The 14083-nt window shown below is 70.6% G+C and carries 13 protein-coding genes; 6 read left to right on the top strand and 7 right to left on the bottom strand.

Annotated elements, in window-relative coordinates; genetic code table 11:
* Positions 1-6: 6 nt before the first annotated feature.
* A complete protein-coding gene (locus ACGH7X_RS01180) occupies positions 7-1161 on the bottom strand; it encodes a type III polyketide synthase (RefSeq protein ID WP_399896694.1) in 1155 nt (384 codons plus the stop codon).
* A 45-nt stretch (positions 1162-1206) separates the two neighbouring features.
* Between ACGH7X_RS01180 and ACGH7X_RS01175 the strand changes: the two genes are divergently transcribed.
* A complete protein-coding gene (locus ACGH7X_RS01175) occupies positions 1207-2067 on the top strand; it encodes a UbiA family prenyltransferase (RefSeq protein ID WP_399880504.1) in 861 nt (286 codons plus the stop codon).
* Positions 2068-2261: 194 nt separating this feature from the next.
* Positions 2262-3206 (top strand): NADP-dependent oxidoreductase, encoded by a 945-nt coding sequence (locus ACGH7X_RS01170; protein WP_399880501.1) that lies wholly within the window; start codon positions 2262-2264, stop codon positions 3204-3206.
* Between the two features lie 27 nt (positions 3207-3233).
* On the opposite strand, the gene ACGH7X_RS01165 is transcribed toward ACGH7X_RS01170, so the two are convergent.
* Entirely contained in the window at positions 3234-3425 is a 192-nt protein-coding gene (locus ACGH7X_RS01165) for a hypothetical protein (RefSeq protein WP_030190387.1), read from the bottom strand.
* 170 nt (positions 3426-3595) lie between these two features.
* On the opposite strand from ACGH7X_RS01165, the gene ACGH7X_RS01160 reads away from it, so the two are divergent.
* Complete coding sequence (locus ACGH7X_RS01160; protein ID WP_399880499.1) at positions 3596-4729, top strand: glutathione-independent formaldehyde dehydrogenase; 1134 nt, start codon at positions 3596-3598, stop codon at positions 4727-4729.
* A 488-nt stretch (positions 4730-5217) separates the two neighbouring features.
* Here the strand turns inward: ACGH7X_RS01160 and ACGH7X_RS01155 are convergent, their stop codons facing one another.
* Positions 5218-5604 (bottom strand): ankyrin repeat domain-containing protein, encoded by a 387-nt coding sequence (locus ACGH7X_RS01155; protein ID WP_399896691.1) that lies wholly within the window; start codon positions 5602-5604, stop codon positions 5218-5220.
* Positions 5605-5750: 146 nt separating this feature from the next.
* On the bottom strand, positions 5751-7244 hold the full coding sequence (locus ACGH7X_RS01150) for a catalase (RefSeq protein ID WP_399880496.1): 1494 nt from the start codon (positions 7242-7244) through the stop codon (positions 5751-5753).
* Positions 7245-7338: 94 nt separating this feature from the next.
* Between ACGH7X_RS01150 and ACGH7X_RS01145 the strand changes: the two genes are divergently transcribed.
* Positions 7339-7752, top strand: coding sequence for a Fur family transcriptional regulator (locus ACGH7X_RS01145; RefSeq protein ID WP_399880493.1), 414 nt, complete (start codon positions 7339-7341; stop codon positions 7750-7752).
* A gap of 87 nt (positions 7753-7839) precedes the next feature.
* Here ACGH7X_RS01145 and pntB read toward each other — a convergent pair whose 3' ends face one another.
* The 3 genes from pntB to ACGH7X_RS01130 form a co-directional block, all read right to left on the bottom strand.
* Positions 7840-9330 (bottom strand): Re/Si-specific NAD(P)(+) transhydrogenase subunit beta, encoded by a 1491-nt coding sequence (gene pntB, locus ACGH7X_RS01140; RefSeq protein ID WP_399880490.1) that lies wholly within the window; start codon positions 9328-9330, stop codon positions 7840-7842.
* Entirely contained in the window at positions 9327-10898 is a 1572-nt protein-coding gene (locus ACGH7X_RS01135) for a Re/Si-specific NAD(P)(+) transhydrogenase subunit alpha (RefSeq protein ID WP_399880487.1), read from the bottom strand. Before ACGH7X_RS01135 ends, pntB begins: the two co-directional genes overlap by 4 nt.
* Positions 10899-11020: 122 nt before the next feature.
* Positions 11021-11452, bottom strand: coding sequence for a YrdB family protein (locus ACGH7X_RS01130; protein ID WP_399880484.1), 432 nt, complete (start codon positions 11450-11452; stop codon positions 11021-11023).
* Between the two features lie 155 nt (positions 11453-11607).
* Between ACGH7X_RS01130 and ACGH7X_RS01125 the strand changes: the two genes are divergently transcribed.
* Together ACGH7X_RS01125 and ACGH7X_RS01120 are read left to right on the top strand one after the other, a co-directional pair.
* Positions 11608-13059 (top strand): aromatic amino acid ammonia-lyase, encoded by a 1452-nt coding sequence (locus ACGH7X_RS01125; RefSeq protein WP_399880481.1) that lies wholly within the window; start codon positions 11608-11610, stop codon positions 13057-13059.
* Positions 13060-13161: 102 nt separating this feature from the next.
* Positions 13162-13932 (top strand): AraC family transcriptional regulator, encoded by a 771-nt coding sequence (locus ACGH7X_RS01120; protein ID WP_399880479.1) that lies wholly within the window; start codon positions 13162-13164, stop codon positions 13930-13932.
* Positions 13933-14083 lie beyond the last annotated feature (151 nt).

Raw genomic sequence — 14083 nt, 5'->3', positions numbered from 1 at the left:
GCGGCCTCACCAGCGCAAAAGGACGAGTTCGGAACAGAATCCCGGGCCCATGGCCAGCAGCAGCCCCCAGGTACCCGGCTCGGGCCGAGTCCGTTGCGAGATGCCCTCCAAGATGTGCAGCACGGAAACGGACGACATGTTCCCCACCGTCGCGAGGGAGTCGCGCGACGAGTCGAGGGCGCCGTCGGACAGGGCGAGGGTCTCGCTCACCGCGGACAGGATCCTGGGCCCTCCCGGGTGGCAGATCCAGGTCCCGATGTCCTCGACGCTCAGGCCGTGCTCGGCCAGGAAGGAACGCAGGTGTTGGCCGAAGTGGCCCCTGACGATGTCGGGGACCCCGGCATCGATCACGACGCGGAATCCACCGGCGCCGATCTCCCACCCCAGGAGCTGTGAGGTGTCCGGATACAGGTGGCTGCGCGTGGCGACCACGAAGGGCCCGGCGGCGTCCCCTCGCGTGCCGCCACTGCCACTGCCACTGCCACTGCCGCGTGCGACGAGCGCTGCCGCGCCGTCACCGAACAGTGCCCCGGCGACGAGGTTGGCGCGGGATCCGTCGCCTTGCTGGAGCGTGAGCGAGCACAGTTCGACGGTGAGCAGCACGGCGGTGTCGTCGGGGTGCCCGCGAAGGTAGTCGTGCACCCGGGCGAGACCGGCGGCACCCGCGACACAGCCGAGGCCGAACACCGGGAGTCTCTTGACGTCGGGCCGCAGCCCCATGCGCCCGGCCAGCCGCGCGTCGAGCGACGGAGCGGCGACGCCGGTGATGGAGGCGAACACCAGCAGGTCGACATCGGCCGGTCCGAGCCCCGCCTCGTGCAGCGCACCGGCCAGGGCTTCCTCGCCCAGTTCGAGACCCGCCGCCATCCAGGCGTCATTGCTGCGCCCGAAGTCGCCGAGAACGGCGTACTGCTCGATCGGCAGGGCGAGATGACGCGTACGTACCCCGGCGGAGGCGTGCAGGCGGCGCAGCATGGCGCGGTCCGCCCCCGGGAGCAGGCACAGGTCGCCGATCGGCTCGGTGAGTTCCTTCTGGCTGTAACGGTGCGCCGGCAGTGCGGTACGCACCGCGGCGACGGTGGACGGCGCGGGAGGTGAGGCCGCCCGGTGCCGCGCGGTGGGCGGGGAAGGGGCAGGCTCGACGATCACGGGGACACGCATGTCGTTCATGCCTTCCTCGGCCGGCGATCCGATTACCGTGCGTACGTGTCTCTCCACCCGTCTGGGGTTCTCTCCCGCACGACGAGCCTCGTCCCGGCACTGCTGCGCTCCTGTCATCCCGAGCCGACGGTCGCCGTGACCGTCTTCGTGACGGTCCTGGCGGTCGGCGCGGGCCGTGGGGCGGCCGGGTCGGTGGCCGTGGCCCTGGCCGTCCTCGCCGGTCAGCTCTCGATCGGCTGGTGCAACGACGCGGCCGACGCGCAGCGCGACCTGACCTGCGGACGGTCCGACAAACCGGTGGGCACCGGCGAGCTTCCGCGCCGGGTGGCGGCCGCCGCGGCGGGAACGGCCCTGGCGCTGTGCGTGCCGCTGTCCCTGTGGTGTGGGGCGGCCGCGGGAGCGGCACACCTCGGGGGCGTGGGCGCCGGCTGGATGTACAACCTGCGACTGAAGCACACCGTGCTGTCGCCGCTGCCCTATGCCGTGGGCTTCGGCTCGCTCCCGGCCTTCGTCACCCTCGGTCCGCCCTTGTCGGCCTGGCCCCCCTGGTGGGCGACGACCGCGGGAGTTCTGCTGGGCATGGGCGCCCACCTGTCGAACGTGCTCCCGGACATCGAGGACGACCTGGTGACCGGCGTGCGCGGACTGCCACAGCGGCTGGGCCGTCCGGCCTGCCGATGGCTGGCGCCGCTCGTGATGCTGACCGCCGTGGGAGTGCTCGTCGTAGGGCCGTCCGGCGCGGTCCGAGCGGCGGACCGGGTACTGACGGCAGCGGCCGTGATCGCCGCCGTCGCGGGTACGGCCGTGCGCTCGCGGGCCCGCAGCCGATGGCCGTTCCGGGCGGCCGTCGTGGTGGCCGGCATCGCGGTGGCGCAGCTGTTGCTGCACGCCTCCGACATGGGCTGAGCGCGCACAGCCGCCATCCTCGGTGTCCGGCCCTGCCCACGGGGCGAAAGTGGCTCGTCGCACCGCCGCGGAAGTGGCCCACACGGGCGCAGTGGCAGGAGCATACGGTCGAGAGAACGAAGCATCGCGAGCCCTGTGACCGCGTGTGGGCATGGTGTGCTCGACGACCGCCACTCCGCTCCAAGGGACCTCTTATGCAAGCCATCACCGTCCGCGACCCCGACGCAGGTGCCGAGGGACTCGCCCTGACGGACCTGCCCCATCCCCACGTCGCCGAGAACGACGTCATCGTGCGCGTACACGCCGCCGGCTTCACCCGCGGGGAACTCACCTGGCCCGGAACGTGGACCGACCGCGCCGGCCGCGACCGGACGCCGAGTGTGCCCGGGCACGAGCTGTCCGGAGTGGTCGAGGAGCTGGGGTACGGCACCACCGGCCTCACGGTCGGCCAGCGGGTGTTCGGCCTGGCCGACTGGTCCCGAAACGGGGCGCTGGCCGAGTACACCGCGGTGGAGGCACGCAACCTGGCCCCGCTTCCCGCGGATGTCGACCACGTCGTGGCCGCCGCGTTGCCCATCTCGGGGCTGACCGCGTGGCAGGGGCTGTTCGACCATGGAGGGCTCACGGCGGGACGGACGGTCGTGATCCACGGCTCGGCCGGCAGCGTCGGGTCGATCGCGGTCCAACTCGCACGCGAGGCCGGCGCGCGAGTGATCGCCACCGGCCGTTCCGCCGACCGGGACACCGCTCTCGGACTGGGCGCCGACATCTTCCTCGACCTCGAGTCGGACCGGCTGGAGGACGCCGGAGAGGCCGACGTGGTGTTCGACGTCATCGGCGGCGAGATCCTGGACCGCTCGGCCGCGCTGGTACGCGCCGGCGGCACCCTCGTCACCGTGGCCGAGCCGCCCACGGTCAGGCCGGAGAACGGGCGGGCCGTCTTCTTCGTCGTGGAATCCGACCGGGGCAGGCTCACCGACCTCGTGCGGCGGGTGAGGGACGGGCGGCTCAGGCCGACCGTCGGCGAGGTACGTCCGCTCGCCGAAACACCCGCGGCCTTCGCTCCGGGCCGGGGCAGGCACGGAAAGACGATCATCCGCGTCGTGCCGGACAGCCCCTCACGGGCGGGCCGACAGTGACCCGTATGCCGCTCGACATCGGAGCGCTCAGCGGTCCGCGATGTCCTCGCGGAGGCCGTCGGAGAACTCCCACCACGACAGCGGAAGCCAGTCGCCGTTGACGAAGGCGTCGACCGTCGCGCCTCGACCACGGACAGTGACGGTCGTTCCCGGCGGATAGGTGGTGCCGGACAGGCCCGGAACGGGGACCAGCAGGGTTCCCAGTCGTTGTGCCGACATTGTTTCTCGCCCTCCCGTGCCCATTCTCGGCGTGGCGCGCAGTAGTGGATTTGTCATGAGACTACTGACTTGCCCGATCGCGTAGGTGGGAGAAGCATGAGAGATGGGTCACGCGGGGAAGGCGGGCCGGCGCGGCCACACGGGTACATCGCCGAATGAAGGTGGCAGCCATGAAAGCGGTCGTTTACAAGGGACCGTTCACCGTTGCGGTCGAAGACATCGAAAAGCCGAGCATCCAACATCCGAACGACGTGATCGTACGGGTCACATCCACCGCGATATGCGGGTCCGATCTGCACATGTACGAAGGCCGCACCGCTGCCGAGCCCGGCATCGTCTTCGGCCACGAGAACATGGGAATCATCGAGGACGTCGGCCCGGGCGTCACCACGCTCCAGGAGGGCGACCGCGTGGTGATGCCCTTCAACGTCGCCTGCGGCTTCTGCACCAACTGCGTCGAGGGATTCACCGGATACTGCACCACCGTCAACCCCGGCTTCGCGGGCGGCGCGTACGGCTATGTGGCCATGGGACCGTGGAAGGGCGGACAAGCCGAACACCTGCGCGTTCCCTACGCCGACTTCAACTGCCTGAAGCTGCCACAGGGAGACGAGCACGAGAGCGATTTCATCCTGCTCGCCGACATCTTCCCCACCGGCTACCACGGTTGCGAACTCGCCCAGGTCCGCCCCGGCGAGAGCGTCGCCGTGTACGGCGCGGGGCCCGTTGGGCTCATGGCCGCCTACTCGGCCCTGCTGCGCGGCGCGAAGAAGGTGTTCGTCGTGGACCGGGTCCCCGAACGGCTGCAGAAGGCCGAGGAGATCGGCGCGGTTGCGATCAACTTCGCCGAGGGTGACCCGGTCGAGCAGATCAAGGATCAGACCGAGGGCGTCGGCACGGACAAGGGCGTCGACGCGGTCGGCTACCAGGCGACCGCGCGCGGAAGTGGTCACGAGGAACCGGCGACCGTTCTGAACTCGCTCGTCGGCACCGTCAGGCCGACCGGAGCGCTCGGCGTGCCCGGGCTCTATGTCCCGGCCGACCCTGGTGGCCCGGACGAACAGGCCAAGCAGGGCATGCTCCTCGTCGCCATCGGCAAGCTCTTCGAGAAGGGCCTGCGCATGGGCACGGGCCAGTGCAACGTGAAGCGCTACAACCGCTACCTGCGCGACATGGTCATCGAGGGCAGGGCGAAGCCCAGCTTCGTCGTCTCCCACGAACTGCCGCTGGACCAGGCGCCCTCGGCCTACGACAAGTTCGACAAGCGGATCGAGGGCTACACGAAGGTGGTACTGCACCCGTAGCACGCCGTCGCCCGGCAACTCGGGCGACCGGCGTCCCACCCCTCGGTGTCTGGAGCACACCCCGCCGGCCTCGGTATCGCCCAGCGTGTCCGGGCCGTTCGGGCAGGGCGTCCATCAGCTCGCGGCCGCTCGGCCCGGGCGGCTGCCGGCTGGGCTGGATCTTCCCGGGCCTTTCAACACAGGTACCCGGGACCTGCGTATCCCCTGATGACCACACCGTCTGGCGGAAATGGACGGCACCACGGCTCTGGCACGGATCGGATACGGATGGCCGTGTCGGTGAGCGGTAGCCCGGTGAAGTGGCTGCGTGGACGGTTCACGTCGAAGGTCGCGGAGCCGACCGCGCTGCGCACCGAACGTGAGGTACAGGCCGGACCTACTCCGACGGCACCGCCGTCGCGTGGAACCAGAAGCAGACCGGCGCCGAGGAACCGGAGTTCCCCGCACCGGTCCTCGGCGGCGAGGGTGCTCGCCCACTCGTCGGTGGGTCAGCTCGCGAGCAGGTGGGCCCGGCCGAACATGGCCGCCGCGGCCCGCGCGGTCGGCGTACCGGAGTCCAGATCCGCACCTGCCCGGCGCAGTACGGCCACCACGTCGTCGGCACCCTTGAACAGGGCGCCGGCGATGGGGGACTGGTCCCGGTCGTTGCGCAGGTCCGGGTCGGCGCCGAGCCGCAGCAGGGTGCCCACGGTGTCGGCCTGAGCGTGATACGCGGCGAGCATGAGGAGGGTGTTGCCGGCCGGGTCGCGCACGTCCACGGGCAGTCCGTGCCGTACGAACTCCGCCAACTGTCCGGTTCTGCCTTCCCGGGCCAGGTCCATGGCGATGGCCACGACGCGCTCCGTCTGCTCAGGAGTCAGTCCACCACTGCTCATGCGTGCCTCCTCCTGATCCCGCTCGCCCGCAGGGGTCATGTCCATCGATCTCTCCGTGGCGGCACACCCCGAGCCCGGCGTGAGCGCTTGACGCGCCCACGCCGGGCTCGGTACGGGCGTACCGCGTGTTCTGCGAACGGCCGGGGTCAGAGGTTGCCGGCGGCCAGGGCCTCGATGGCCTTGCGGACGCCTTCGCCGTAGGCCGGGTCGGCCTGGGTGCAGTTGCCGATGTGCCGTTCGATCGTCTGCTGCGAGGCGCCGTTGATCGCGCGGGCCGTGTTCTCGAAGAGCACCTGCTGCTGCTCGGGGCTCATCTGGCGGAACAGGTTGCCGGGCTGCTCGAAGTAGTTGTCGTCGTCCTCGCGGTAGTTGAACCGGTCGGCGACGGCGCCCACGGCCTGGGCCGGCTCCCGGTAGGAGGGCTGCTCCTGCCAGCGTCCGTAGGAGTTGGGCTCGATGCCCGGGGTGGCGCCCTGGTTGCCGTCGACGCGCATGCCGCCGTCGCGGTGGTAGGAGTTCACCGGGTTCTTCGGGGCGTTGACGGGGATCTGGTGGTGGTTGACCCCGAGGCGGTAGCGCTGGGCGTCACCGTAGGAGAAGAGCCGGCCCTGGAGCATCCGGTCGGGGGAGTAGCTGATGCCCGGGACCACGTTCGCGGGGGAGAAGGCGGCCTGCTCGACGTCCGCGAAGTAGTTGTCGGGGTTGCGGTTGAGCTCCCACTCGCCGACCTCGATCAGCGGGTAGTCCTTCTTCGACCAGACCTTGGTGAGGTCGAAGGGGTGGAAGTGGTAGCTGTCCGCGTCGGCCTCCGGCATGACCTGGATGAACAGCTTCCACTTCGGGAAGTCGCCGTCCTCGATCGAGTCGAAGAGGTCCCGCTGGTGGGACTCGCGGTCCTTGCCGACCAGGGCCTCGGCCTCGGCGTCGGTGAGGTTCTTGATGCCCTGCTGGGTGCGGTGGTGGAACTTGACCCAGAACCGCTCGCCCTCGGCGTTGATCAGGCTGTAGGTGTGCGAGCCGAAGCCGTGCATGTGCCGGTACGAGGCCGGGATGCCGCGGTCGGACATCACGATGGTGACCTGGTGGAGGGCCTCGGGGAGGTTGGTCCAGAAGTCCCAGTTGTTCTCCGCGTCGCGGAGGTTGGTGCGCGGGTCGCGCTTGACCGCGTGGTTCAGGTCGGGGAACTTCAGCGGGTCGCGGAAGAAGAAGACCGGGGTGTTGTTCCCGACCAGGTCCCAGTTGCCCTCGTCCGTGTAGAACTTCAGGGCGAAGCCGCGGATGTCGCGCTCGGCGTCGGCGGCGCCGCGCTCACCGGCGACCGTGGAGAAGCGGGCGAAGAGCGAGGTCTTCTTGCCGACCTCGGAGAAGATCTTCGCATTCGTGTACCGCGTGATGTCGTGGGTCACCGTGAAGGTGCCGAAGGCGCCCGAGCCCTTGGCGTGCATCCGGCGCTCCGGGATGACCTCGCGGTCGAAGTGCGCGAGTTTCTCCAGGAACCACACGTCCTGCAGAAGCATCGGACCACGCGGACCGGACGTCAGGGAGTTCTGGTTGTCGGGGACCGGTGCACCGGCGACCGTGGTCAACGGCTTCTGGTTGTTCTCAGGCAAGGCTCGCTCCTCGGTGGTGAAGTTTCGCATGCTCCACCCTACATTGGACATAATCTAAGTCAAGGAGTCATCTAGAGGAGTACCCGCTCTTGAGTTGGCCCCGATCGCTGTTAGGGTGTGACGCATGAGTGATCTCCTGGAGCGGCTTCGCCGGCGCGGCTGGCGGTTGACCGCTCAGCGGCGCGTGGTGGCCGAGGTCCTCGACGGAGACCACGTACACCTGACCGCCGACGAGGTGCACACCCGTGCCGTCGGGCGACTGCCCGAGATCTCCCGGGCGACGGTCTACAACACCCTGCGCGAGTTGGTGAGTCAGGGCGAGGTGCTCGAAGTCTCGACCGACGGCCGCGCCAAGCGTTACGACCCGAACGCGCACCGTCCGCATCATCACCTGCTCTGCACCCGCTGCGGTTCGATTCGCGACGTGTGCCCGACGGGCGACCCGCTCTCCGACCTCCCGCAGTCCGAGACCTTCGGATTCACGGTCTCCGAGGTCGAAGTGACCTACCGCGGCATCTGCCCGAACTGCCCCGCCTGACGTCCCGGTCGGCCCCGGCAGCCGGCCAGGCCACGAACCGTCGGGTCCGTCCGTGCGCCTGGCCGGTGTACGTACGAAAGCCCTCGGCTAGGGCGTCGCACTCCTCGACAGGCCCCGTTGGAGCCCCGCTGCCCCCTCATGGACGGATGCCGCCCGGCCCTGCCCGGTGTCCGGGCCGAGGGCGTGCAGGATCTCCTCGACACTCTGCTTGGCGTCGCCGAAGAGCATGGAGCTGTTCTCCCGGAAGAACAGCGGGTTCTGGACGCCCGCGTAGCCGGAGGCCATCGAGCGCTTGAAGACGATGACGTTCTCCGCCTCCCAGACCCGCAGCACGGGCATTCCCGCGATCGGGCTCGCGGGGTCGTCCGTCGCCGAGGGGTTGACCGTGTCGTTCGCGCCGATGACCAGCACGACCGACGTGTCCGCGAAGTCGTCGTTGATCTCGTCCATCTCCAGGACGATGTCGTACGGCACCTTCGCCTCGGCCAGGAGCACGTTCATGTGGCCCGGCAGCCGCCCGGCGACCGGGTGCACGCCGAACCGCACCTCGATGCCGCGTTCACGCAGCCGCCGGGTCAGCTCCGCGACCGGGTGCTGGGCCTGGGCGACGGCCATGCCGTAGCCGGGCGTGATCACCACGGACCGCGCCTGCGCGAGCAGTTCGGCGGCCTCCCGCGCCCGGATCTCGCGGTGCTCGCCCTGCTCCTCGTCGCCACCGGGCGGTGCCTCGATCCCGAAGCCGCCCGCGATCACCGAGAGGAAGGAACGGTTCATCGCCTGGCACATGATGTAGCTCAGATACGCACCGGAGGAGCCCACCAGCGCGCCGGTGACGATGAGCAGGTTGTTGTCGAGCAGGAATCCGGCAGCCGCGGCGGCCCAACCGGAATAGCTGTTGAGCATGGAGACGACCACGGGCATGTCACCACCGCCGATGGATGCCACCAGGTGCCAGCCCAGGGCGAGCGCCAGCACCGTGACCGCGACCATCAGCGGGAGGCTCGGGTCGGCGGTGAACCAGGCCGTCAGCCCGGCGAACAGGACCAGCGCACCGATGTTGAGGGCGTTCTTGCCGGGCAGCGTCAGGGGCCGGGACTTGATGCGTGCGGACAGCTTCAGGTAGGCGACGACGGAGCCGGTGAAGGTGACCGCGCCGATGAAGACGCCGATGAACACCTCGGCGTGGTGGATGCGGATCAGGTCGGCGGCGATCCGGCCCCGCGATCCGTGGGCCTCGACCTCCAGGTAGCTGTTCCAGCCGACCAGGACGGCCGCGAGACCGACGAAGCTGTGCAGGACGGCGATGAGTTCGGGCATCTGCGTCATCTCCACGCGCCGGGCCCGCCACAGGCCCAGCGCGGCGCCGATCGCCGTGGCGAGCAGGATCAGCAGGACGGCACCGCCGGAGATGCTCCGTGCCGAGACCACGACGGTGGCGACGAGGGCGAGTGCCATTCCCGCTATGCCGTAGACGACGCCCGCGCGTGAGGTCCGGTGTCGGGACAGCCCGGCGAGACTGAGGACGAAGAGCAGGGCCGCGACCAGGTCGGCCGCTCGGGACGCGGTCATGGACGTCATCGGGGCTCGCCTCTCGAGAACATGGACAGCATGCGGCGGGTGACGGCGAAGCCCCCGAAGATGTTCACGCTCGTCAGCAGGATCGCCACGAAGGACAGCGCGGTGACGAGTGCGCTCTCGTGCCCGATCTGCACGAGGGCGCCGATCACCACGATCCCCGAGATGGCGTTGGTCACCGACATCAGTGGAGTGTGCAGGGAGTGGTGGACCTTGCCGATGACGTAGTAGCCGATGACCACCGCCAGCGCGAACACCGTGAAGTTCTGCGCAAGTTGGGCCGGGGCGAAGGCGACCAGCAGGAAGGTGGCGAGCATGCCGAGACCGATCAGGCCGGAGCGTCTCGCCGCGGTGAGCCGGGACGGCTTCGCGTCGACCGGCGCGGCGGTGGACACCGCCGTCGGGGTCTGAGCCGGGGCCGCCGACACGGTGACCGGCGGGGGCGGCCAGGTGACCGTGCCCGCGCGGACCACGGTGACGGTCCGCTGCACCACGTCGTCGAAGTCGATGACGGCCCGGCCGTCCTTGCCGGGGGTGATCAGCTTGAGCAGGTTGGCCAGGTTGGTGCCGAACAGCTGCGAGGCCTGGGCGGGCAGCCGGGATGCCAGGTCGGTGTAGCCGATGATGGTCACGCCGTTGCCGGTCACCACGGTCCGGCCCGCGATGGTGCCCTCGACGTTGCCGCCCTGGGCGGCGGCCATGTCGACGATGACGCTGCCGGACCTCATCGCCGCCACGTCGGCGGCGGTCACCAGGCGCGGTGCGGGCCGCCCGGGGATCAGGGCGGTGGTGATGATGATGTCCACGTCGCGGGCCTGCGCGTGGTACAGCTCGGCGGCGGCCCGGTCGTAGTCGGCGGAGGTCGCCCTGGCGTAGCCGTCGGTGCTCTCCTCCTGGGCCACGTTCACCGCGAGATACTCACCGCCCAGGGACCGCACCTGTTCGGCGACCTCGGGCCGCGGGTCGGTGGCGCGGACGATCGCGCCCAGGCTGGACGCGGCCCCGATCGCGGCGAGCCCCGCGACTCCGGCCCCGGCCACGAGAACCTTCGCCGGGGGCACCTTGCCCGCGGCGGTGACCTGCCCGGTGAAGAAGCGTCCGAAGGCGTGCGCGGCCTCGATCACCGCACGGTACCCGGCGATGTTCGCCATGGAGCTGAGCACGTCCATCGACTGCGCCCGGGAGATCCGGGGCACCGCGTCGAGCGCGAGCACGGTGACGTCGCGCGCGGAGAGCGCCTCCAGCAGCTCGGGCTGTTGCGCCGGTGCGATCAGGGCCACCAGGATCGTGTTGTCGCGCAGTGCGGCGATCTCGTCGTCCGAGGGCGCGTTGACCTTCAGTACGACGTCCGTGGCCCAGGCCTCGCCGATCCTCGCCCCCGCCTCCGTGTAGGCCTCGTCGGCGAAGCCGGAGGCGCCGCCTGCGCCCGACTCGACGACGACCTCGTAACCGAGGCCGAGCAGCAGGCGAACCGTCGAGGGCGTCGCGGCCACGCGAGTCTCTCCGGGCATGGACTCGGCGACGACGCCGACGCGTTGAGGTGGGTGGTGGGCGGGTTGGTGTCCAGTCATGTCCAGTCTCTCGTTGAGGCGTTGTTGCCGGGTTCCGTACCCAGGGGAGGGCACCGGGCACCGGAAACGGTGATCCCGACCTGCTCGGCCCGCCCGGCCGGCCCAGGCCCACAAAGGACGACTCAGGCGGGGCGGTGACGCGATCGGCCGGACAGTTCCCGGTCACCTCCCGGTGGGGAAGGGCGGAAGGCCTCCGCCACGGTGACGTTCGCGGCCGTCACGACCGCCACGACCACCGCCCCGACCGGATGCCCGACCCCGTACAGCGCCACCGCGCCCCCGCCCAGGACCAGCCCCTTCACGAGCAGGACGCCGGGCAGCGCCGGCCGGAACCTCGCCCGCGGCGCGGCGAACAGCCACCACAGTGCCGCGGCGGCCGCCGGTGCGCCGAGGCCGAGGAGAACACGGAGTCCCGCGTTGCCACCCGTGGCGAAACCCCACCAGCACAGCAGCCCCAGTGCGAGAAGCTCGATCAGAAACGCCAGCAACTCGTTCGCCACGTACCACGGCCGTTCGTCGATGACCGCCGAGCCCCGCTCGCTCCCGCCCGCCATGTGCCCCTCCCCGGTTCCGCCCCCACGCACGCCGAGACTTCCACACGCACGACCGGCAGGGGTGTGAATCCTGATCCTTGTTGGGCAGGAGACGCTGTCGCCCGGCATGACACTGGAGGGCGTGCGGGACAGGCACAGAGGTTTCAGGAGGGGTGATGACCGATCCCAGTCGCATCGAGATCAACGGCGCAGGGCTCCGCTGTACCGACGTGGTTCGCGCGGCCCGGCGCAGCGCATGGACGGAGCTGACCCCCGACGCCCTGACCAGGGCGGAACGCAGCTACGAGCTGGCCGTCGAACTGGGCGCCAAGGGTGCCGTCTACGGACGGACCACCGGAGTGGGGGCCAACCGGCACATCGTCGTCGACCCCGGCGCCGCCGACCTCCACGGTCTGCGTCTGCTGCGCAGCCATGCCGGAGGCACCGGCGACCCGCTTCCGGACGACGCGGTGCACGCCACGATGGTGATCCGCCTGAACCAGCTCGCCGCCGCCGGCAGCGGCGTCCACCCCCGGCTGCTGCGGGCCCTGGAACAGGCACTGCGGGTCGGTGCCCTGCCGCTCGTGCACACCCGGGGCGCGATCGGCACCGGCGACCTGACGGCGCTGGCCGAGATCGCGCTGACGCTCGCGGGAGAACTGCCCTGGGCGTCAGGAGGCATCGAACCGGTTCCGATCAGCCCCGGCGACGCCCTCGCGTTCATCTCCAGCAACGCCGCCACCCTCGGCGAAGCCGTACTGGCATGGCACGACCTGACCCGTCTGCTGGCCGCGAGCCACGTCGTGACCGCGCTCACCTTCTGCGCCCTCGGCGGCTCCGCCGAGGCCTACGACGAGCGTGTCCACGCCTCCCGCCCGCACCCGGGCTCCGTGCAGTGCGCCGCGGATCTGCGCCGGCTGCTCACCTCCGCCGACGACCTGCCCCCGGGGCGGCGGCTGCAGGACCCGTTCGGACTGCGGGCCTTCCCGCAGGTGCAGGGCGCGGCGCTCGACGCGGCGGCCCGTGTGGGGCAGGTGCTGGAGATCGACGTGAACGCCGCCGCCGAGAATCCACTGATCGACGTGGAGACACTCCAGGCCTACCATCACGGCCAGTTCTCCACGGCACAGATGGCGCTCGCCTTCGACTACCTCCGTGCCGCGCTGCACCACACCGCGGAGCTGTCCGCCGCGCGGCTGAGCGACCTGGTCGAGCCGGACCTGAGCGGGCTGGCGCCGTTCCTGGCGGAGGGCCCGGCGGGCAGCTCCGGCATCATGATCCTCGAGTACGTCGCCCACGACGCCCTGGGCACCCTGCGCCACGCCGCCGCTCCGGTCACCCTCGGCACCGCGGTGATCTCACGTGGCCTGGAGGACCACGCCAGCTTCTCCACCCACGCGGTGCGCAGCACGGTGCGCGCGACCGCCGCCTACCGCACCGTCCTGGCCTGTGAACTGCTCGGCGCGGTCCGGGCGTTGCGGATGTCCGACGCCGAACTGCCCGACACCGCGCTGCGCAGGGCCTACCAGATGGTCACCGCCGGGCTTCCGCACATCACCGAGGACCACCCCCTCAGTGCCGAGATCCACCAGGCGGAACGACTGCTGGACGGCCTCTCGACGCTGTGAGGAGTGCGTACCGGCGTGACCCCCAGGTGTGAATCGGCGACGACGTGCTGACGACCCGCGGCCCCTCGTACTCGGCGCCCGGGAGCCGATTAACCTGGGCGCATGCGTGTCACCCGGGAGCTGCCGACGCTCGCCGCCGGCGAGGTGGACGTGTCGTTCGTGATCAAGGGCTACGAAGAGGTCGTCACCGCCGACACGGCCTGGAACGAACACTCGCACCCGTGGCACGAACTCCTCTGGAACGAGCGAGGCGCGTCCACCGCCGTGGTGGGCTCACAGGTGTGGTGCATCACGCCGACGCTCGGCCTCTGGATGCCGGCGGGGCAGCTGCACTCCGCGTCCGCCGTCGCGGGCACCTCGTACCGCGCCCACTTCTTCCGGCACGGCACGGTCTCGGTGCTGCCCGACACACCGGTGGCCGTGGAGATCACCCCGCTGCTGCGGCTCGCACTGGAACGGCTCGGTGAGGCGGACCTGCCGGCGCGCTCCCGGGCCGTCACCGAGGCCATGGTCCTGGACGTCCTGCGGCCGTCGCCCCGGGCGCTGCTGGTGCAGTTGCCCACGTCGCCCCTGCTGCGGCCGATCGTGGAGGCGGTCCGGGCGGACCCCGCGGACCAGCGGACGCTGACCGGCTGGGCCGCGGCCCTCGGGTGCAGTGTGCGCACACTGACCCGCGCGTTCCGGGCGGAGACGGGCACGAGCTTCGTCCGCTGGGTCGCCTCGGTGCGCGCCCAGCACGCGGTGCGGCTCCTGTCCCGCGGTTTCGAGGTCGATGTCGTGGCGGACGCCGTCGGTTATCGCTCGGCGAGTGCCTTCGGGGCGGCCTTCCGGCGTACGACCGGCACCACGCCGGGCACGTTCCGGGCACACTGACGCCGACGGGGCGGAGCTCCGCCCCCGAGGATGTCCCGATCGCTACAAGCGCTGTCGGAAAGTCTCGATTGATGCGCGTGCACCGGCTCTCTAGTCTATGCAGGCAAGCCTTACCTAACTTCCTGTGCAAGTGTGGTGTCCTGCCCCGCGT

The sequence above is a fragment of the Streptomyces sp. BBFR51 genome (assembly GCF_044591655.1).
In the GTDB taxonomy this organism is placed as follows: domain Bacteria; phylum Actinomycetota; class Actinomycetes; order Streptomycetales; family Streptomycetaceae; genus Streptomyces.
Note: the sequence above shows the minus strand (reverse complement) of the source record. Positions and strands in the feature narration are given on the sequence as shown.